19 protein-coding genes and 2 tRNA genes are annotated in these 20017 nt (G+C 51.7%); all 21 read left to right on the top strand.

Annotated elements, in window-relative coordinates; genetic code table 11:
* Position 1: 1 nt before the first annotated feature.
* Complete coding sequence (gene yabN / locus KNP64_RS14280) at positions 2 to 1417, top strand: bifunctional methyltransferase/pyrophosphohydrolase YabN (RefSeq protein ID WP_214764665.1); 1416 nt, start codon at positions 2 to 4, stop codon at positions 1415 to 1417.
* Positions 1414 to 1686, top strand: a complete 273-nt coding sequence (locus tag KNP64_RS14275) for an RNA-binding S4 domain-containing protein (protein WP_021065741.1) — start codon at positions 1414 to 1416, stop codon at positions 1684 to 1686. The genes yabN and KNP64_RS14275 overlap by 4 nt, the downstream gene beginning before the upstream one ends.
* A gap of 45 nt (positions 1687 to 1731) precedes the next feature.
* Positions 1732 to 2106 carry an FtsB family cell division protein gene (locus KNP64_RS14270; RefSeq protein ID WP_034781803.1) on the top strand — a complete coding sequence of 125 codons (375 nt, stop codon included), beginning with the start codon at positions 1732 to 1734 and terminating at the stop codon, positions 2104 to 2106.
* 74 nt (positions 2107 to 2180) lie between these two features.
* Positions 2181 to 2717, top strand: coding sequence for a S1 domain-containing RNA-binding protein (locus KNP64_RS14265; protein WP_034781804.1), 537 nt, complete (start codon positions 2181 to 2183; stop codon positions 2715 to 2717).
* A 217-nt stretch (positions 2718 to 2934) separates the two neighbouring features.
* Positions 2935 to 5337 (top strand): YhgE/Pip domain-containing protein, encoded by a 2403-nt coding sequence (locus tag KNP64_RS14260; protein ID WP_214794089.1) that lies wholly within the window; start codon positions 2935 to 2937, stop codon positions 5335 to 5337.
* A 142-nt stretch (positions 5338 to 5479) separates the two neighbouring features.
* Positions 5480 to 5556: transfer RNA gene (locus KNP64_RS14255), tRNA-Met, on the top strand.
* 10 nt (positions 5557 to 5566) lie between these two features.
* Positions 5567 to 5638, top strand: a tRNA-Glu gene (locus KNP64_RS14250).
* A gap of 68 nt (positions 5639 to 5706) precedes the next feature.
* The gene (gene tilS, locus KNP64_RS14245) at positions 5707 to 6936 is read left to right on the top strand and encodes a tRNA lysidine(34) synthetase TilS (RefSeq protein ID WP_251126472.1); all 1230 of its coding nucleotides are present in this window, start codon (positions 5707 to 5709) and stop codon (positions 6934 to 6936) included.
* Positions 6937 to 6971: 35 nt separating this feature from the next.
* A complete protein-coding gene (gene hpt, locus KNP64_RS14240; protein ID WP_214794095.1) occupies positions 6972 to 7517 on the top strand; it encodes a hypoxanthine phosphoribosyltransferase in 546 nt (181 codons plus the stop codon).
* Positions 7518 to 7622: 105 nt separating this feature from the next.
* Positions 7623 to 9650 (top strand): ATP-dependent zinc metalloprotease FtsH, encoded by a 2028-nt coding sequence (gene ftsH, locus KNP64_RS14235; protein WP_214794098.1) that lies wholly within the window; start codon positions 7623 to 7625, stop codon positions 9648 to 9650.
* 94 nt (positions 9651 to 9744) lie between these two features.
* Positions 9745 to 10509 (top strand): type III pantothenate kinase, encoded by a 765-nt coding sequence (locus KNP64_RS14230; protein ID WP_021068190.1) that lies wholly within the window; start codon positions 9745 to 9747, stop codon positions 10507 to 10509.
* Between the two features lie 20 nt (positions 10510 to 10529).
* Positions 10530 to 11456, top strand: a complete 927-nt coding sequence (hslO, locus tag KNP64_RS14225) for an Hsp33 family molecular chaperone HslO (protein WP_051627654.1) — start codon at positions 10530 to 10532, stop codon at positions 11454 to 11456.
* Between the two features lie 86 nt (positions 11457 to 11542).
* A complete protein-coding gene (cysK, locus tag KNP64_RS14220; protein ID WP_021068192.1) occupies positions 11543 to 12496 on the top strand; it encodes a cysteine synthase A in 954 nt (317 codons plus the stop codon).
* A 94-nt stretch (positions 12497 to 12590) separates the two neighbouring features.
* Positions 12591 to 13970 carry an anthranilate synthase component I family protein gene (locus KNP64_RS14215; protein ID WP_214764661.1) on the top strand — a complete coding sequence of 460 codons (1380 nt, stop codon included), beginning with the start codon at positions 12591 to 12593 and terminating at the stop codon, positions 13968 to 13970.
* Positions 13967 to 14551 carry an aminodeoxychorismate/anthranilate synthase component II gene (gene pabA, locus KNP64_RS14210; RefSeq protein ID WP_214764660.1) on the top strand — a complete coding sequence of 195 codons (585 nt, stop codon included), beginning with the start codon at positions 13967 to 13969 and terminating at the stop codon, positions 14549 to 14551. Before KNP64_RS14215 ends, pabA begins: the two co-directional genes overlap by 4 nt.
* Entirely contained in the window at positions 14535 to 15365 is an 831-nt protein-coding gene (locus KNP64_RS14205) for an aminotransferase class IV (RefSeq protein ID WP_214764659.1), read from the top strand. The genes pabA and KNP64_RS14205 overlap by 17 nt, the downstream gene beginning before the upstream one ends.
* Entirely contained in the window at positions 15362 to 16147 is a 786-nt protein-coding gene (folP, locus tag KNP64_RS14200; RefSeq protein ID WP_214709904.1) for a dihydropteroate synthase, read from the top strand. Before KNP64_RS14205 ends, folP begins: the two co-directional genes overlap by 4 nt.
* A complete protein-coding gene (gene folB / locus KNP64_RS14195) occupies positions 16140 to 16505 on the top strand; it encodes a dihydroneopterin aldolase (protein ID WP_214709906.1) in 366 nt (121 codons plus the stop codon). Before folP ends, folB begins: the two co-directional genes overlap by 8 nt.
* The gene (folK, locus tag KNP64_RS14190; RefSeq protein WP_214709908.1) at positions 16502 to 17005 is read left to right on the top strand and encodes a 2-amino-4-hydroxy-6-hydroxymethyldihydropteridine diphosphokinase; all 504 of its coding nucleotides are present in this window, start codon (positions 16502 to 16504) and stop codon (positions 17003 to 17005) included. Before folB ends, folK begins: the two co-directional genes overlap by 4 nt.
* 79 nt (positions 17006 to 17084) lie before the next feature.
* Positions 17085 to 18023, top strand: coding sequence for a tRNA dihydrouridine synthase DusB (dusB, locus tag KNP64_RS14185; protein WP_233005531.1), 939 nt, complete (start codon positions 17085 to 17087; stop codon positions 18021 to 18023).
* Between the two features lie 145 nt (positions 18024 to 18168).
* Complete coding sequence (gene lysS, locus KNP64_RS14180) at positions 18169 to 19659, top strand: lysine--tRNA ligase (protein ID WP_214794101.1); 1491 nt, start codon at positions 18169 to 18171, stop codon at positions 19657 to 19659.
* Positions 19660 to 20017: the final 358 nt, after the last annotated feature.

Here is a 20017-nt window from a genome sequence, read left to right as displayed (position 1 = left end):
TATGAGTTACGGAATTACGGTCGTCGGCCTCGGGTCTGGCGAACTTGATCAACTACCGCTCGGTGTCTATCGTCATTTGAAGCAGCAACCACTCGTTTGGTTGCGCACGAAAGAACATCCGGTTGTCCAAGAGCTGGAGACGGAAGGGGTCCACTTTGAATCGTTCGACTCGATTTACGAGTCGTGCGATACGTTTGAGGAAGTGTATGCCAAAATCGTTGAGACGTTGCTTGAAAAGAGCGAAGAGCTAGCCATCACCTATGCTGTACCAGGTCATCCGTTCGTAGCGGAGCGGACGGTCGAGCTGCTCGTCGAGCAAGGTGCGGACGTCACGTTTCTCGGCGGTCAGAGCTTTTTGGACGCCATGTTCCAAGCCCTGCGCATCGATCCGATTAACGGCTTCCAATTGCTTGATGCGACCGCGCTCGATGTCGAACGGATTCAAGTGACCCAACATGTGTTGATTGGCCAAGTGTATGACGGGTTCGTGGCCGGAGACGTGAAAGTCCAGTTGATGGAACGTTATCCAGATGAGCACATCGTTAAACTCGTGACGGCCGCCGGGACGAAACGCGAGCGGGTCAGTGAAATCCCGCTCTACGAGATGGACCGCGTGGCAGAAGTCGACAACTTGACGACGCTCTATGTGCCGCCGCTCATGGATGAGACGCATTTGGCGCGCGAGTTTTCGACGTTGAAGCATATCATTGCGACGCTCCGCGGACCGGACGGGTGCCCATGGGATCGGAAGCAGACGCACGAGTCGCTCCGCAAATATTTGCTTGAAGAAGCATATGAGTTGATTGAAGCGATTGACGCGGAAGACGATGATGCCATTGTCGAAGAGCTCGGTGACGTTTTGCTTCAAGTCATGCTCCACGCCCAAATCGGGGCGGACGAAGGCTATTTTGATATCCGGGACGTCATTGGCGCCGTCAGCGAGAAGATGGTCCGCCGTCACCCCCACGTGTTCGGTGACGTGATAGTAAACGATGCCGATGACGTCGTGACGAATTGGAATGCGATTAAACAAGTGGAAAAAGGGGAAAAAAGAAAATCGCAGCTAGATGGTGTCCTCATGACTCAACCCGGGTTGATGCGGGCCGAGCAGTTGCAGAAAAAAGCTGCACAAGTCGGTTTCGAATGGGACGATGTTCAAGGTGCGTTCGAGAAGTTGGAAGAAGAACTCCGCGAGTGGAGAAGTCAGCCGGAAGATGAACGAGAACTTGGCGATGTCCTGTTCTCAATCGTCAACGTGGCGCGCTATTTCAAGTTGAACGCTGAGCAGGCGCTCGAACGGACCAACCAAAAATTTAAGAGACGATTCGAATACATTGAAGCGAACGGCTCCCTCGACGAGATGACGCTCGACGAGATGGATCGGCTCTGGGATGAAGCGAAGGAGAAGGGATTATGAGATTAGACAAGTTTTTGAAAGTATCCCGTTTGATTAAACGGCGCACATTGGCGAAAGAAGTTGCCGACCAAGGCCGAATTCAGTTGAACGGACAAGTGGCGAAAGCGAGCACGGACGTCAAAGTCGGTGACGAGTTGCAAATTCGCTTCGGAAACAAGCTCGTCACGGTTGTCATCGACTCGATTGCCGAGCATGCTCGAAAAGAGGACGCGAAAGAAATGTACCGCTTGCTCAAAGAAGAAAAGGTGAACAGTGGTACGGAAGCGTAAAAAAAAGGTATACTGAACGTAACAGGACAGGAGGAAGGTGATTCGATGAATGGACGTAACCCGATGGAACGCAAACAGCGGATTCGGGCTCTTGATGAACGAAGAGAACAGCTGGAAAAAGAACAGAACCGGCAACGTATCCATCTTCGACGCCGCCTGGCTGCAGCCTCGCTTCTCTTTTTGTTGATGATTGTCTTCATCGGTCAGAGTTACTTCTCGAAAGTCGGATATGTGTCCGAGCAAGAACGGAAACAAAATGAAGCGCAAGTCGAACTTCGGGAAACGAAGGACGAACAGTCAGAACTAAAAGAGCAGGTCGAGCGTTTACAAGACGAAGAATACATCGCCAATCTAGCGCGCAACGAGTTGTTGTTCTCGAAAGATGGCGAGATTATTTTTTACTTCTCACCAGAGGAATAAGTGGGTTCGTTGACCGTTGACGAATCGACTCGTATAATTGTAGGGAATCAATCAAAAAAGGAGTACATTATTTTATGTCAATTGAAGTAGGAAGCAAGGTACAAGGTAAGGTTACAGGGATTACGCATTTCGGAGCGTTCGTAGAGCTTCCAAATGGCAAAACGGGTTTGGTGCACATCAGTGAAGTGGCAGATTCTTACGTCAAAGACATCAATGAGGTTCTAACGGTCGGTCAAGAAGTGACGGTCAAAATCTTGAACGTCGAAAACGATGGCAAAATCGGGTTGTCTATCAAAAAGGCCGTCGATCGTCCTGTCAGTGAACGCCCAGAGCGCCCAGCCGGCGAGCGTTTCTCTCGTGGCCCACGCCCAGGCGGCCCGGGTCAAGGCGGCCCACGCCCAGGTGGTCCAGGACAAGGTGGCCCACGCGGTGGCGGCGGTCCTCGCGGTGGCGGTCCACGTGGTGGCGGCGGACGTCGTGAAGTACGCCGTGAACCAGAAACGTTCGATACGTTGATGAGCAAGTTCTTGAAAGATAGCGACGAGCGCTTGACAACGTTAAAACGTCAAACCGACTCAAAACGCGGTGGACGTGGAGCCAAGCGCGGGTAACCCTTCGTAAACCATCAGCTTCTACTCGTAACGATAGACGGTCTTCCTCAAGAAGACGACGAACCACAGACTTTTATAGTCTGTGGTTTTTTTTGATTCTTTTTTTTTTTTTTGTTATGAAAAATAACTAAAAAGGGTTGCATTTTTTCGGAGAAGCGAGCACAATAGGGAACATGAAAAAATAGTTATGTTTTATAAGTGAAAGGTGAGAATGAAAATGAATGGATGGAAACTGTGGTTGGCGGAATGGAGAAGCATCGGGAAGAATCCTCGGGTCTGGGTCCCGATTCTCGCGGTCGCACTCGTCCCGCTCATGTATGCCGGGATGTTCTTATGGGCGTTTTGGGATCCGTATGGACAGATGAAAGACTTGCCGGTGGCGATCGTGAACGAAGACCAGGGAGCGACGTTCGACGGGGAGCAACTTGCCGTCGGGGACGAACTCGTTGAGAAGTTAAAGACGTCTGAGGCGTTCGAATTTATCGAGACGACGAAACAAGAAGCCGAGTCAGGGTTGAACGATCATGACTATTACATGGCGATTGAGATTCCGGCAAACTTCTCAGAAAAAGCGACGACGGCGCTCAGCGAACAACCTGAGAAGCTTGAACTCAAATATATCGCCAATGAATCGTATAACTTTTTAGCGGCTCAAATCGGCGGTTCCGCGATGGAGCAAGTGAAAGGTGAACTGTCGACCGAAGTCGCGAAACAGTACGTCAGTGCGATGCGTGACGGGATTCAAGATGCCGCTGCTGGACTCGATGAAGCGGCGGCTGGGGCGGGAAAACTAGCAGATGGATCGCAGACGGCCGAACAGGGGGCGACCCAATTGGCCGACGGGACCGCATTGCTCGCTTCAAAACAACAAGAATTGGCTGACGGGGCGAGTCGGCTGAATGAAGGTGTGGCCCAACTCGAGACAGGGACGACGGAGTTGGCGAAGGGAAGCCAGCAAGTTTATGCAGGTAGCGCCGCCTTATCAGACGGGGCACGTCAAGTGAATGACGGGGCGTCTGCCCTTCAAGACGGAACGAGCCAACTTGTCGAAGGGACAGACACGTTCGCCTCGAAGTTGGAGGAATTGCACAGCGGGACGGCTTCTCTCAATCAAGGCGTTCAACAACTCGCGGCCGGGATTCAGCGTTCGAAGGACGGCAGTGAGCAATTGAGTGCCGGTTCAAATGAATTGGCGGCCGCGATGACGGCGGCGAAAGAAGGGAATGCCGCCTTGATGGCAGGAGAGACGGAACTCGTGGCCGGAATCGGTCAGATGAAAACAGAAGTGTTGGCCAGTCAAGATCAGTTGATGACCCAGCTGTCAGCACTCGCCGAGGCAGGGCAACCTGCTTCACCAGAGATGCTACAGGCGATTGTGGCCCAATTGGCGGAAGGTCAAACAGCGACAGCCGCTGGATTCGATGCACTGTCCGCGGGAGCGACGCGTGTGAAAGAAGGACAGGCCGCGCTCGGTGACGGATTGACGCAAGCAGAGGCTGGTGCCAATGAACTCGCTTCGGGACTGTTGACGTTACGTGACGGACAAGCCGAACTCGCAAGCGGGGCACAGGCGTTGGCGGATGGGTCGAACCAAGTGGAACAAGGGGCGCAAACGGCAGCCGTGAGTTCGAAAGAGTTGGCTTCGGCAAGCAATCGCTTAAACGCCGGCGTCGGAGCGTTGAAAGACGGGACCGCCGAACTCGCGTCCGGCAGTACGCAGTTGACCGAGGCGACGGGCGCCTTGTCAGAGGGGAGTTCGAAACTCGCAGACGGGGCGAAGAGCGCCGGCGCGGGCACGAATACACTCGCGAACGGGGCTGTACGTTTGGCAGAGGGCGGTAAAGACCTCCAGTCAGGTAGCGACCAGCTCGCAGACGGAGTGTCCGAACTTGCGGCTGGTAACAGCAAGTTACGGGACGCGCTCGCCGATGGGGCCGAAGCGGCCGCGATCGACATCCGAGACGATAACGTCGACATGATGGCCGGACCGGTCACGGTCGTCAACGAATCGATTCACAAGGTCCCGAACTACGGAACGGGTTTTGCACCGTACTTCATGTCACTCGGGCTATTCGTCGGGGCGCTCTTGCTCTCGATCGTCTATCCGCTGTACGATCCGGCTGGAAAACCGAAACGCAGCCTGTCATGGCTCGTCTCGAAATCGGGTGTGTTGCTCGTTATCGGATTTATTCAAGCGCTCGTCTTGGATGTGGCGATGGTCATGTTGCTCGGACTTGAAGTCGAGGCGCCGCTCCAGTTCTTCGGATTCAGTTGGCTCGTCAGCATCACGTTCCTCTTGATCGTGCAGCTGCTCGTCACGACGCTCGGAAATCCGGGCCGGTTCGTCGCCATCGTCTTATTGATCCTTCAATTGACGACGTCGGCTGGAACGTTCCCGCTCGAACTGATTCCGAGCGCCCTCCAACCGTTTAACGCCTGGTTGCCGATGACATACACCGTATCGGGCTATAAAGAAATCTTGTCAGCGGACGGTTGGCAGTACTTGCAACAAGCAATCATCTATTTGGCGTTCGTCTCAACCGCTTGCTTCTTCCTGCTATGGGGATATTTCCGCATCGCTTGGAAGAAAAAATATCGGCTGACGACGTCAGAAGCGTGATGCACAACGAACTGAAAATCGTGTATAGTGGATAAGACGACACTATACACGATTTTTTTGTGAAAAAACCTTTAAAAAAGAATTGACACTGGCGTGGGTACTGGTTATTATAGAAAATGTGCTTAGGACACAACAATAACATGGCGGTGTAGCTCAGCTGGCTAGAGCGTACGGTTCATACCCGTGAGGTCGTGGGTTCGACTCCCTCCGCCGCTACCATTTTTATTTAGGCCCGTTGGTCAAGCGGTTAAGACACCGCCCTTTCACGGCGGTAACACGGGTTCGAATCCCGTACGGGTCACTTACCTAAGCGAAAAGAAGCCATCTCACTCGAGATGGCTTCTTTTGTTATATCAAGGAGGCGGACGGATGACGAGAGTATTGGTTGCCGTGTCCGGTGGAATCGATTCGGTCGTCTTGTTGGATCGGGTCATTCGGAACGGTATGGAAGTGGGCGTGGCCCATGTCCATCATGGACTGCGTCCCGAGTCGGATGAAGAGTATGAATTTGTGCGACGTTTGGCCGACAAGTACGACGTGCCATTTCATGGCAAACGGCTCGCTTTCCCGAACGGCGGTTCGCAGGCGAGTTACCGGACGGCACGATATGCGTTCTTTGAACAGGTTATGCAGAAGTTCGACTATACACAACTGATGACGGCCCATCACGCGGATGACCAACTCGAGACCGTCCTCATTCAACTGCAGCGTAACGTCGTCGAAGTGACGGGGATTCCTGAGCGTCGTCCGTTCGCAGGAGGAGAACTCGTTCGTCCGCTCTTATCGGAACCGAAGCGGGAACTGATTGCCTACGCCAATCGACATCGTCTCGAATGGCGAGAAGATGCGAGCAATGCCGAAGCGGATTACTTACGAAACAAGCTGCGGCATCAGCTCGTCCCGCAACTCCTCGCCGCTCGACCGGATCTCGTTTACGTCGTGAGCGAGACGGCAAGGCGCCAGCGCGAACTATGGGACGCTCGTTATCGACGGATGGAGATGTGGATGGATACCTCAGTTCATTTTGAGATGAAAGCGTTTCATGTGAAACTAGACGACGTGCTCGGTTTAGATCGGTTTGAGCGACACGTCGTGGGGCGATTGCTCTCTACTCGATATGGGGTAGAGGTAGGAGAAGCGATGGAACGTCTTCTTGAGAATCCACGAGGGTCAGGACACTTTGATTTAGAAGGTCCGTGGCAACTTTGGAAACAAGGTGGAAACTTGTCATTGCAGACAACCGATCGACCGCTGCCTCTCCCGACTGAACTAGTGGTGACGACGTTCCCGGCATGCGTAACGTTCGGTGAGAGTCGATTTTCACTTGAAATCGTCGAAGAGGCACATGGCATCCCGCTCGAGGCGATCGAGTTGCCGTTGATCATCCGTTCTGTCGAGGCTGGAGATGCAATGAAACTGTCCGTCGGGACGAAAAAAGTCGCCCGCATCTTCATTGACGCGAAGATTCCGCGAGAAAAACGGCCTTTTGTCCCATTGGTAGTTGACGCAACGGGACGGATTATCGCTATAGTAGGGGTAAGAGTTTCCGATTTTCCGGATAAGTCGGGTGCGGTGTGCCCACGATTAATGGTAAAATGATGATTGTGTCGGATAAGAAAGAGGAGGATTTTAAGATGTCATTAATGAACGATATGGAGAAAGTACTGATTTCAAGCGAAGAGATTCAAGGTAAAGTGAAAGAACTCGCTACAGCACTTAGCGAAGAATATAAAGAAGAGTTCCCACTCCTCGTCTGCGTGTTAAAAGGTGCGATGCCATTCATGTCAGACCTCGTCAAAGAAATGGACATCCATTTAGAAATGGATTTCATGGACGTGTCGACGTACCATGGCGGAACGTCATCGACGGGTGAAGTTAAAATTGAGAAAGATTTAAATACATCTGTAGAAGGACGCGACATCTTGATTGTAGAAGATATCATTGATAGTGGACTCACGCTCGGCTATCTCGTCGACCTGCTCAAGTACCGCAAAGCCAAATCGGTTAAAATCGTGACGCTTCTCGATAAACCGACGGGCCGCAAGAACGGATTGTCGGCAGATTATAGCGGTTTCGTGATTCCGCACGAGTTTGTTGTCGGCTATGGTCTCGATTACGAAGAGAAATATCGTAACCTTCCGTACGTCGGTGTGCTCAAGCCGAGCATTTACGGGGGCTAACGTTTTTCTTTTGAAAATGCGTCGTGTTAAGATAAAAGAAATACCCAAAGTATACACATATACTGAATGGGCGAGAACATCGTTTCTCGGAATAGGAGGCAGAGAATGAATCGTGCAGTGAAAAACACCTTAGTTTTCGGTGTGATTTTCCTAGCCTTGATCTTGTTCCTTCAATATTTACAAAACCCGAATAGCCAGAGCGAGACGCTTACGTATTCGAAGTTCTTGGAATATGTGGAAGAAGGTCGGATTGAAACGGCAACCGTACAAGAAATTCCGGGAGCTATCTCAATCACAGGAGATCTAACAGGAGACGAAGATCAGCGTTTTGAAACGAATATCCCGGCCAACGAGGCCGAATACGCCGAAGTGCTTTCGTCACTTCGCGCGGATACTGACATCCAAATCGAAGAGGCGGAGTCGAGTGGGAACTGGTTTAGCATCGTGTTTGCGATCTTACCGTTCATCATCATCTTCATCTTATTCTTCTTCTTGCTTAACCAAGCCCAAGGTGGCGGCGGTGGCGGTCGTGTGATGAACTTCGGGAAATCGAAGGCAAAACTATACGACCAAGAGAAGCGCCGTGTGACGTTCCAAGACGTCGCCGGAGCAGACGAAGAGAAACAAGAGCTCATCGAAGTCGTTGAATTCTTGAAAGACCCTCGCAAGTTCTCGAAACTTGGGGCGCGGATTCCGAAAGGGGTCTTGCTCGTCGGTCCTCCAGGAACAGGTAAGACACTCCTCGCCCGCGCTGTAGCAGGCGAAGCTGGTGTTCCATTCTTCTCGATTTCAGGTTCTGATTTCGTTGAGATGTTCGTCGGTGTCGGGGCATCACGTGTTCGTGACTTGTTCGAGAACGCGAAGAAGAATGCACCGTGTATCATCTTTATCGACGAAATCGATGCGGTCGGACGTCAACGTGGCGCTGGTCTCGGTGGCGGCCATGACGAACGTGAACAAACGCTTAACCAACTTCTCGTCGAGATGGATGGATTTAGCGATAATGAAGGCATCATCATGGTTGCCGCGACGAACCGTCCGGACATCCTTGACCCAGCCTTGCTTCGTCCGGGCCGTTTTGACCGTCAAATCACGGTTGATCGTCCAGACGTCAAAGGTCGGGAAGAAGTTCTTAAAGTTCATGCGCGCAACAAGCCACTTGATTCGACAGTCGACTTGAAGTCGATTGCTCAGCGGACGCCTGGATTCTCGGGTGCTGACCTTGAAAACTTATTGAACGAAGCGGCGCTCGTCGCAGCCCGGTCTGACCGTTCAGCGGTATCAGTCGTGGATGTCGAGGAAGCGATTGACCGCGTCATCGCTGGTCCTTCTAAGAAGAGCCGTGTCATCTCGGAGAAAGAACGCCAAATCGTCGCCTATCATGAAGCGGGTCATACGATTATCGGGATTGAACTTGAGAATGCAGATGAAGTGCATAAAGTGACGATCGTTCCTCGCGGTAACGCAGGCGGCTATGTCGTCATGCTTCCAAAAGAAGATCGCTACTTCATGACGAAACCTGAGCTTGAAGATAAAATCGTCGGTCTCCTCGGGGGCCGCGTGGCGGAAGACGTCATCTTCGGTGAAGTGTCAACAGGAGCAAGTAATGACTTCCAACGTGCGACTGGTATCGCCCGGAAGATGGTCATGGATTACGGGATGAGCGATAAGCTCGGGCCGCTCCAACTTGGGTCGAACCATGGTGGACAAGTCTTCCTCGGCCGTGACTTCCAAACGGAACAGAACTACTCGGATGCGATTGCACAAGACATCGACCTCGAGATTCGTGATATCATCAACCGTTGTTACGCCAAAGCGAAACAAATCTTGACGGATCGTAAAGACGATCTTGAGCTCGTCGCGAAGACGTTGCTCGAAGTCGAGACGCTCGATTCGAAACAGATTCGTCACTTGATTAAGACGCGCGAATACCTTCCGCACGAACCGGAAGAGCCGTCTGAACCATCGAAAGATGATGCAAGCGACGAAGCGAAGAAAGATGAGGCGGCCGTCAAGCGCGGACAAGTCATCGATCAGCCTGGAGTCGTTCAAGAAGCGAAGCCGGATGTTGTCCCTGAAGGCGATAAGCCGGAAGCGACACCGACGGAACGCCCGAACAACGAATCACGGTAAGTGTAAGAGACGAATGCCCTAAACAAGGCATTCGTCTTTTTTCGTGTTATAATTCGAGCGAACTGTAATTGACAACAAAGTGAGGAACGCTATCATGATTTTAGTGATTGATGTTGGGAATACAAATATTGTCCTTGGGATGTATGACGGCGAGACACTCGTCCATCATTGGCGCATCTCGACAGACCGCACGAAAACGACCGATGAATACGGCATGCTCGTGAAATCACTGTTCGATCATTCGAACGTCTCATTCGATCAGATTGATGGTGTGATTCTGTCTTCGGTCGTTCCGCCGGTCATCTTTCCGCTCGAGCAGATGTCGCAGCGCTACTTTAACGTCCGACCGATTGTCGTCGGTCCCGGCGTAAAAACCGGTCTCGACATTCATGTTGATAATCCGCGTGAAGTCGGAGCGGACCGCATCGTCAACGCGGTTGCTGGAATTGCCAAGTATGATGGACCGCTCATCATCGTCGATTTCGGAACGGCGACGACGTACTGCTATATTGATGAGAACCGCCGTTATCACGGAGGCATCATTTCACCGGGGATCATGATTTCGGTCGAGGCGCTCTATCAACGGGCGGCCAAGCTGCCGCGCATCGAGCTCGCGACACCGCCTACGGTCGTTGGGAAAAATACAATTCAAGCGATGCAGTCCGGGACGTATTACGGCTATGTCGCACAAGTCGATGGCATTGTCGGTCGTATGAAGCGTGAAGTCGGAGAAGCGACCGTGATTGCCACGGGCGGTCTCGCACGTTTGATTAGCGAGCATGCCGAGACGATTGATGTCGTCGATTCATTTTTGACGCTCGATGGGCTTCGTCTCATCTATGAGCGCAACCAGAAATAAACTTAAAGGAGTTACTCGATATGATTCAACCAGAACAACAAGCATTACTTGACCAAATGAAAGCCGATTACCTCGTCCGTGCCCTCGGGTTCAACGGGGAAGTCCGCGCGTTTGCCGTCCGGACGACGAAAACGATCTTTGAAACGCAACTCCGTCACCAGACGACACCGGTCGCTTCAGCAGCGCTCGGGCGCACGATGACGATCGGGACGATGATCGGTGCGATGCAAAAAGGCGCCGCTCGCGTGACGCTCAAAGTCGAAGGCGATGGACCGATTGGGAAAATCATCGTCGATGCCGATACGGCGGGAGACGTGCGCGGTTACGTGTCACATCCTCGTGTCGAAGGCGGCACGTTCGTGAATGATCACGGTTTGACGAAGTTGAAAGTCGGTGAAGCCGTCGGACGCGGGACGATTTCGGTCATTAAAGACCTCGGTTTGAAAGACTTTGTCGGCGGCTCGTCTGAGATTCAAACGGGTGAGATTAGCGAAGACTTCACGTACTACTTTGCGACGTCAGAACAAGTACCGTCAGTCGTCGGTGCGGGTGTGCTCGTCCTTCCAGAAGATGAATCGATTCTTGCGGCCGGTGGCATTATCGTTCAATTGATGCCGGATGCGTCAGAAGAGACGATTCAAGCGCTTGAACAGGCGCTCAAGACGTTCCCGCCAGTGTCGGTGCTCATCGGAGAAGAGAAGACACCGGAAGAGATGCTCCATATGCTCCTTGGCGACAGCCTCGAAGTGTTGGATCAAAAGCCGGTCCAATTCAATTGCACATGTGGTCGCGACCGTATGGAAAGCGCGATTATCGGGCTCGGTGCCGAAGAGATTCGTCACATGATTGAAGAGGATGGCGGCGCTGAAGCGGTTTGTCACTTCTGTGGCGAGAAATACCACTTCTCGGCGGAACAATTAGAAACGATGAAACAACAAGCACGTTGACCGCTTTGCTCCAAATTGCATATTTTGAATCTGATAGGGTATGATTACAATATCGGAATAGTCGGAATTATGGAGGAGGAAATGAAATGCGTATCGTAGATTCAGTAACAGACTTGATTGGAAAGACACCGATTGTGAAGTTGAATGGATTGACTGGCGCTGAAGATGCCACGGTTTACTTGAAATTGGAGTATATGAACCCGGGCTCTAGCGTAAAAGACCGGATTGCGCTCGCTATGATTGAAGCGGCGGAACGAGAAGGGGTCTTGAAACCAGGAGATACGATTATCGAACCGACCAGTGGGAACACGGGAATCGGTCTCGCCATGGTCAGTGCGGCCAAAGGCTATAAAGCGATTTTGGTCATGCCGGAAACGATGAGCATGGAACGTCGCAATTTGCTTCGTGGCTACGGTGCCGAACTCATTTTGACGCCGGGTCCTGAAGGGATGGGCGGAGCGATTCGCCGTGCGACGGAAGAGGCTGAACAAAACGGTTATTTCCTCCCGCAGCAGTTTAACAATGAAGCCAACCCGAACGTGCACGAGATGACGACGGGACCTGAAATCGTCGACGCGTTCGATGCGTCAGGTCTTCAAGTCGATGCGTTCATCGCCGGCGTCGGGACAGGTGGAACAATCACGGGAGCGGGTAAAGTGTTGAAAGCCCACTATCCGAACGTTCAAATCCTAGCGGTCGAACCGGTCGATTCACCGGTCTTGTCGGGTGGTAAACCAGGCCCGCATAAAATCCAAGGGATCGGGGCCGGGTTCATCCCGTCGATTCTCGATACGGAGATTTATGAAGGTGTCCTTCAAATCACGACCGATCAGGCGTTCGAATACGCACGTCTTGCGGCCAAAACGAACGGCGTGCTCGGAGGCATCTCGTCTGGGGCGGCGATCGCTGCCGCTGTCGATACGGCCAAACGTCTCGGCAAAGGGAAAAACGTGCTGGCGATTATCCCGTCAAACGGAGAACGCTACCTCAGCACACCGCTCTATCAATTCGATGAAGAATCAGATAGCGTACGCTCGTAAACAAACGGCAGTTACCGGGAGACAACTTCTTTCGGTAACTGCCTTTTCTTGTGTACAATTAAAGGCATGAATCAGTGGAACGGGGGAATGTGGCGTGAGACAAACAGCGTTCAAAACCATGCGCATGACAAAAGAGAAAATGTACGACACGTACATGACATTGACCGAAGGAAAGAACAACTACGCGTGGCTAGAGAGTGGACGAGTCGGTCGCTATACGATGGCCGGTGTCGAACCGTTCGCTACGCTTCACGTGAAAGATGGGGTCGGAACGTTCGTCACAGTAGAGGCGACCGAAACACTGTACGGTGAGCCGCTCGACATCGTCGAAACGGTACGAGCCCGTTACGCTACCGAGCGGCCAGCTGGTGCTCCCCCATTTTTCGGCGGGATGATCGGTTATGTGAGCTATGATGTAGCCCGTACCCTCGAACGTTTACCACGGCAAGCGGAAGACGATTTGGCAACACCGGACGTTTCATTCTTGCTGTTCGATGAAGTAGCGGTCTTCGATGAAGAAGAATCGCTCTTATACGTGATGGTCACGGCCGATGAGCAAGCGGAGGCGAAGCTCGAGCGCTTTGCCGCCCTTTGGCGAACAGAAACACATTATGCGTTTCCGCCGCTTACGAGCGGAACGGTCGAGCGATCCCGTTCGCTGTCACAGGATGAATTCGTTGCGGCCGTGCAAAAGATTCAAGACTACATCGTCGAGGGCGATGTGTTCCAAGTGAATTTGAGCGTCCGGCAGTCGGAACCGCTGCTCGCACACCCGCGTCACATCTACGACACGCTCCGGAAAGTGAACCCTTCACCGTATATGGGTTATTTCGTTGACGACTCGCTCACGATGGTGTCGGCTTCACCAGAACTGTTGATTGAAAAACATGGCGCCGCCATCTCGACCCGTCCGATCGCCGGAACGAGACCGCGAGGCCGGGATGAGGCGGAAGATCTGGAACTGGCTCGGACGCTGCTCGACAATGAGAAAGAGCGGGCCGAACACGTCATGCTCGTCGACCTTGAACGAAACGACTTGGGCAAAGTCGCGGCTTACGGGACAGTGCATGTCGATGAACTGATGGTCATCGAGAAGTACTCGCACGTCCAACATATTGTCTCGAACGTGCGCGGTTTGATGCGGGACGGCGTATCGGGAGCCGAAGCACTCGGCGCGATGTTCCCGGGCGGCACCATCACCGGGGCGCCGAAAATCCGGACGATGGAAATCATCGAGGAACTCGAACCGGTCCGGCGTGGGATTTACACCGGCTCATACGGCTGGCTTAGTTGGGATGATGACCTCGTGTTCAACATCACGATTCGGACGATGGTCGTGAAGGACGGAATCGCCCATGTTCAGGCGGGTGCCGGGATTGTGATTGATTCGGATCCTGAAGCGGAGTACGCCGAATCACTTTCCAAGGCGAAAGCGCTATGGACGGCGAAAGAAATGACGGAGGCGACGGTATGATTTTACTCATCGATAACTATGACTCGTTCACATACAATTTAGTTCAATACTTTGGGGAGCTCGGTGAACAACTCGTCGTCCGTCGTAACGATGACATCACGATCGAGGAAATTGAAGCGCTCGCCCCAAGTTATCTCGTCATTTCGCCTGGTCCGTGCACACCGAGTGAGGCGGGTATCAGCATCGATGCGATTCAGGCGTTTGCCGGTCGCCTCCCAATCCTTGGCGTCTGTCTCGGACATCAAGCGATTGCTCAAGCGTTCGGCGGAAAAGTCGTCCATGCCGAGCGGCTCATGCATGGCAAGACGTCAGCGATTCAACATGACGGAAACACGCTGTTTAACGGCATCCCGCAACAGACAATCGTGACACGCTACCATTCGCTCGCGGTCGAACGAGATACCTTACCGTCGTGCTTGAAAGTCACGGCCGAGACGGGCCTAGGAGAGATTATGGCACTCCGGCATGAAACGTTACCGATTGAAGGGGTGCAGTTTCATCCGGAAGCGGTTTTGACAGAACACGGCAAAGACATGATTCGTAATTTCGTCGAGGTGTATCGTCATGTGGCTTTGGCATAATGGCGAACTGCGGGGCAGCTCTGAAGTAACGATTCCGGTGGAAGATCACGGATTTTTATATGGGATGGGCCTGTTCGAGACGTTTCGAACGTTCAATGGCATCCCGTTCTTGTTTGATCTTCACTGGGAACGTCTCGAAAAGAGCTTAGCGGAACTATGGATTGATTTACCGTATACGAAACAAGAGATGGAGCAGGCGATTCAAGACGTCGTTCGTCAAAACGGGACCCCGAACCTGTATGTGCGCTTGAACGTGTCCGCGGGGGTGGCGCCACTTGGACTCTACGACGGACGCTACACTCGTCCGAACGTGACACTGCTCGTCAAGCCGTTACCGGAATCGTTCCAGCCCACGGAAAAACGGCTGGAAGCCATCCCGTTTCCGAGAAGTCGGCCCGAAGCGGCATTCCGCTTAAAATCCCATCATTATATGAACAATATATTAGGGAAGCGCATGCTCGTTGATCGGGAGGCGGAAGGACTGTTCGCCGATGACTCAGGACATGTCGTAGAAGGGCTCGTTTCGAACGTCTTTTGGGTCGAAGCTGACCAACTTTGGACGACGCCGCTCGCGACGGGACCTCTGGCTGGGGTCACGCGACGTTGGGTGATGGATACGTTTGATGTGAAGGAACGTGATGTGACGTTTGCTGAACTTACACAGGCAGACGAGATTTGGTTGACCAATTCGGTTCAACAGATTGCTCCGGTCACAGACTATGCCGGGAACAGTTATCCAGGAAAAGACGGAGTAAAATTTAAAGCATGTTGGTCTGTCTTGTTGCATGCGATTGAAAGGGAAGGAACGCGATGACAAAAATCATGGGAATTTTAAATGTGACACCGGATTCGTTTTCGGACGGAGGACGGTATACGGCGCTCGAACAGGCGGTCGCTCACGCCAAGCAACTCGTTCAAGACGGAGCGGACGCGATTGATATCGGCGGGGAATCGACACGGCCGGGAGCCCGGTTCGTCTCGGCGGAAGAAGAAATCGAGCGAGTCATTCCTGTCATTCGTCAACTGAAGCAAGAGCTCGACGTGCTCATCTCGATCGATACGTACAAACCGGTGGTGGCAAAGGCAGCATTAGAAGCCGGGGCCGATATCATCAATGACGTCTGGGGCTCGAAGTGGGGTGATCAATCGATGGCACAAGTGGCACGGGCGTTTAATGTTCCTATCATTTTGATGCACAATCGCGACAATCGAAATTATGGACATTTCATCGAGGAGGTCGTCGGTGACTTGTATGAATCGATTGAAATCGCTCAAGCGGCAGGTGTGCCGGATGAGATGATTTGGTTAGACCCGGGAATCGGCTTTGCGAAAGACTATGCGCAAAACATGGAACTGATGAATCGACTCGACGTGATCACGAACCTCGGTTATCCGGTGTTACTCGGGACGTCGCGGAAATCATTCATCGGGCAAGCGCTTGATCTACCGACCGAAGAACGACTGGAAGGGACACTGGCGACGACGTGTCTAGGTATCATGAAAGGCTGTGCGTGGATTCGGGTCCATGACGTACGAGAGAATAAACGAGCGTCACTCATGATGGACGCGATGCTGGGAGGCGGACAAATTGGATAAGATGTTTGTGGATGGGATGCGTTTTTATGGCTATCACGGTGTGTTTGCAGAAGAGAATCGACTCGGTCAACGGTTCAACATCGATTTAATGTGTGAGTTGGATTTGGCGCCGGCCGGACAATCGGACGATTTGGCAGACGGCGTCAGTTACGCGGGACTCTATCAATTGACGGAAGACATCGTCACTGGGGAGCCGGTCAATCTGCTCGAGACGCTGGGCGAGCGCATCACGACGGCTGTCTTGGCCCACAGCGACAAGATCCAAAGCGTCACCGTCAAAGTGATCAAGCCGGACCCGCCCATCCCGGGTCATTATGACTCAGTCGCAATCGAGATGACACGGAGACGGAACGTATGATGTACGTAGCGCTGGGATCAAACATCGGGGAGCGTGCCAACTATCTGGCAGAAGCGATTCAAGCGATGGCGGCAAACGGTCTTCAGGTGATGAAAGAGTCGTCCGTATATGAGACGGCTCCGGTCGGATACACAGATCAGCCATCTTTCTACAATATGGTCGTCGAAGTTGAGCCGTCCTTTTCTGCGGAAGCGGCCTTGCTTCAACTCCAACAGATTGAACGGGACCTAGGGAGAGAGCGGTTATTCAAAAACGGACCGCGTACAATCGACCTTGACATCTTGGTCTATAACAGCGAAGATATACAATCGAAGCAGTTAACTGTTCCGCATCCACGGATGCATGAACGCGCTTTTGTACTTGCCCCGTTCGCGGAGATTGCTCCGGTGGTCGAGGTAAAGGGAATGACGGTGCGGGCATTACTTGAAGCCCTCCCTGAGTCGGAACGGCAAGATGTCGTCCGTCTCGGACCGTTACAATCATTGGTCAACTCGGTTTAACGTTAGCAAAGGAAGTGGAGAAGTGTCAGGGTTCAAAATTGGTAATATCGATATAAAGAACCGCGCCGTCCTTGCCCCGATGGCCGGAGTGACAAACCCTGCGTTTCGTTTGATCGCTAAAGAATTTGGCGCGGGACTCGTCTGTGCTGAAATGGTCAGCGATAAAGGGATTTTATTGGAGAACGCAAGAACGCTCCGGATGCTCTACGTCGATGAACGGGAAAAACCGCTCAGCCTTCAGATTTTTGGTGGTTCGAAAGACACACTCGTCAGAGCGGCCCAGTACGTGGATCAAAACACGAATGCGGACATCATTGATATCAATATGGGTTGCCCAGTCCCGAAAGTCACGAAGTGTGAGGCGGGTGCCAAATGGTTGCTTGACCCGGATAAAGTTTATGAGATGGTGAACGCCGTGTCGCAAGCGGTCGATAAGCCGGTCACGGTCAAAATGCGCCTCGGTTGGGACGAAGACCATATTTATATTCTCGACAATGTTCGGGCGGCTCAATCTGGAGGAGCGGCGGCGATTGCGATTCATGGTCGTACGCGGTCTCAACAATATGAAGGAACAGCGAATTGGGATTGGATTGGCGAAGCCAAGAAGATTGCGACGGTTCCGATTATCGGTAACGGCGATATCTCGACACCTCAAGAAGCAAAACATGCGATTGATCACTACGGTGTCGATGCCGTCATGATTGGGCGGGCAGCACTTGGTAACCCATGGATGCTGTATCAAACGGTGCAGTATTTGGAAACGGGTGAACTTCCGCCAGAACCAGCGGCGCGTGAAAAAATCGACATCTGTATGTTGCACCTCGATCGCTTGATTGCCATCAAAGGAGAAGTGACGGCCGTTCGCGAGATGCGTCAACATGCGGCGTGGTACTTGAAAGGGTTGAAAGGCAGCGGCCCGGTTCGGAAGCAAATCAACGAAACGGAATCGCGAGATGCTTTTGGCATCGTGTTGTATCATTTTGTGGAACAGCTCGAGCGACAAATGCAAGAAGTGTGAACTAGTGAAAAAAATTGATTTGTGGTAAGCTTGTTTGGCGAAAAAGTGAACCACACAAGCAAACGGTTTAGGCTGTGCTGTTGGCCGTGAGGCTGACAGTTTTTTATTAGACATCCCCAATACGTATAGAGGAGTGAATGGAGTAGTGAGTCACGAGTTGGAAATGAACGATCAAATGCAGGTTCGGTTTGAAAAAATGACCGAGATGCGTGAACAAGGGCTTGACCCGTTCGGACGTCGGTTCGAACGTTCTGCCCACGCCGGTGAATTACATGAACAATATGAGGCGATTGAAAAAGAAGCCTTGGCCGAACAAGACGTCGAAGTGACGCTTGCCGGACGAATCATGACGAAACGTGGAAAAGGGAAAGTCTTTTTTGCCCACATCCAAGACGTCACAGGACAAATCCAAATTTACGTTCGTAAAAATGACGTAGGTGACGAACCGTTCGATTTATTCAAATCATCTGACCTTGGTGACATCGTCGGTGTGAAAGGGAAGTTGTTCAAGACGAACGTCGGCGAATTGTCGATTCATGTTGAAGAGTTCGAACTCTTAACAAAAGCACTTCGTCCGCTTCCTGATAAATACCATGGCTTAAAAGATGTTGAGCAACGCTATCGTCAACGTTATTTGGATTTGATTACGAATAACGATTCGCGTCAAACGTTTATTCTGCGTAGCCGCATCATCTCGGAAATTCGGAATTTCTTGAACCATCGCGGTTACTTGGAAGTCGAAACGCCGATGTTGCATACAATCGCAGGTGGAGCGGCGGCCCGTCCGTTCTTGACGCACCATAATGCACTTGATATGGAATTATATATGCGGATCGCCATCGAGCTTCATTTGAAGCGCTTGATTGTCGGTGGTCTCGAGCGCGTGTATGAGATTGGCCGTGTCTTCCGTAATGAGGGGATCTCAACACGTCATAACCCAGAGTTCACGATGATTGAATTGTATGAAGCGTATGCGGACTATAATGACATCATGGATTTGACGGAAGAACTCGTAGCTCACGTAGCCCAAGAAGTGCTTGGCACGACGGACGTTCAATATGGAGAAGATACGATTCATTTGGCTATCGGTTGGAAACGTGCGCACATGGTCGACTTGGTTAAAGAAGAAACAGGCGTCGATTTCTGGCAACAGATGTCTGATGAAGATGCACGTGCGCTTGCAAAAGAGCACGGTGTCGAGTTTCAAGACCACATGACATTCGGTCACATCGTCAATGAATTCTTTGAGCAGAAAGTCGAAGAAACATTGTTACAACCGACGTTTGTCACAGGTCACCCTGTCGAAGTATCGCCATTGGCGAAAAAGAACGATACAGATCCACGCTTCACGGATCGATTTGAATTGTTCATCGTTCGTCGTGAACATGCGAACGCCTTCACGGAATTGAATGATCCGATTGATCAGCGTGAGCGTTTCGAAGCTCAACTTCTTGAGAAAGAAGCAGGGAATGACGAAGCTCATGAATTGGACAACGATTTCCTTGAGGCGCTCGAATACGGAATGCCACCAACGGGTGGTCTTGGAATCGGAATCGATCGCCTCGTCATGTTGTTGACGAATGCACCATCGATTCGTGATGTTCTATTGTTCCCGACGATGAGACACCAACAGTAAAGAATCGTTTTAACCTCTCGCTCTTACGGGCGAGAGGTTTTTCTATGGAGAAGGTTGCCGGTTTAAAGAGGCTAAAAACTTTTTTAGAAAAACTTTTGCAAAAACTCTTGCGTTCTATTTAGGGATGCGGTAAAGTAATAAACGTTGCCGCTGATGGCAGCGGAAAAGAATAAAAAAGTGGTTGACAACTGTGTCGATGACTTGTATTATTTTAAGAGTCGCCAATGAGCGACAGACGAACTTTGAAAACTGAACGATGAGGCAAAAATAAGTTTTACAATTTTTGAATGAAGCGCAAGCTTCGTCATTTTTAAAGAGCTATATCAAATTCTTTGGAGAGTTTGATCCTGGCTCAGGA

Source organism: Exiguobacterium sp. s64, assembly GCF_018618035.1.
Taxonomy (GTDB): domain Bacteria; phylum Bacillota; class Bacilli; order Exiguobacteriales; family Exiguobacteriaceae; genus Exiguobacterium; species Exiguobacterium mexicanum_A.
Note: the sequence above shows the minus strand (reverse complement) of the source record. Positions and strands in the feature narration are given on the sequence as shown.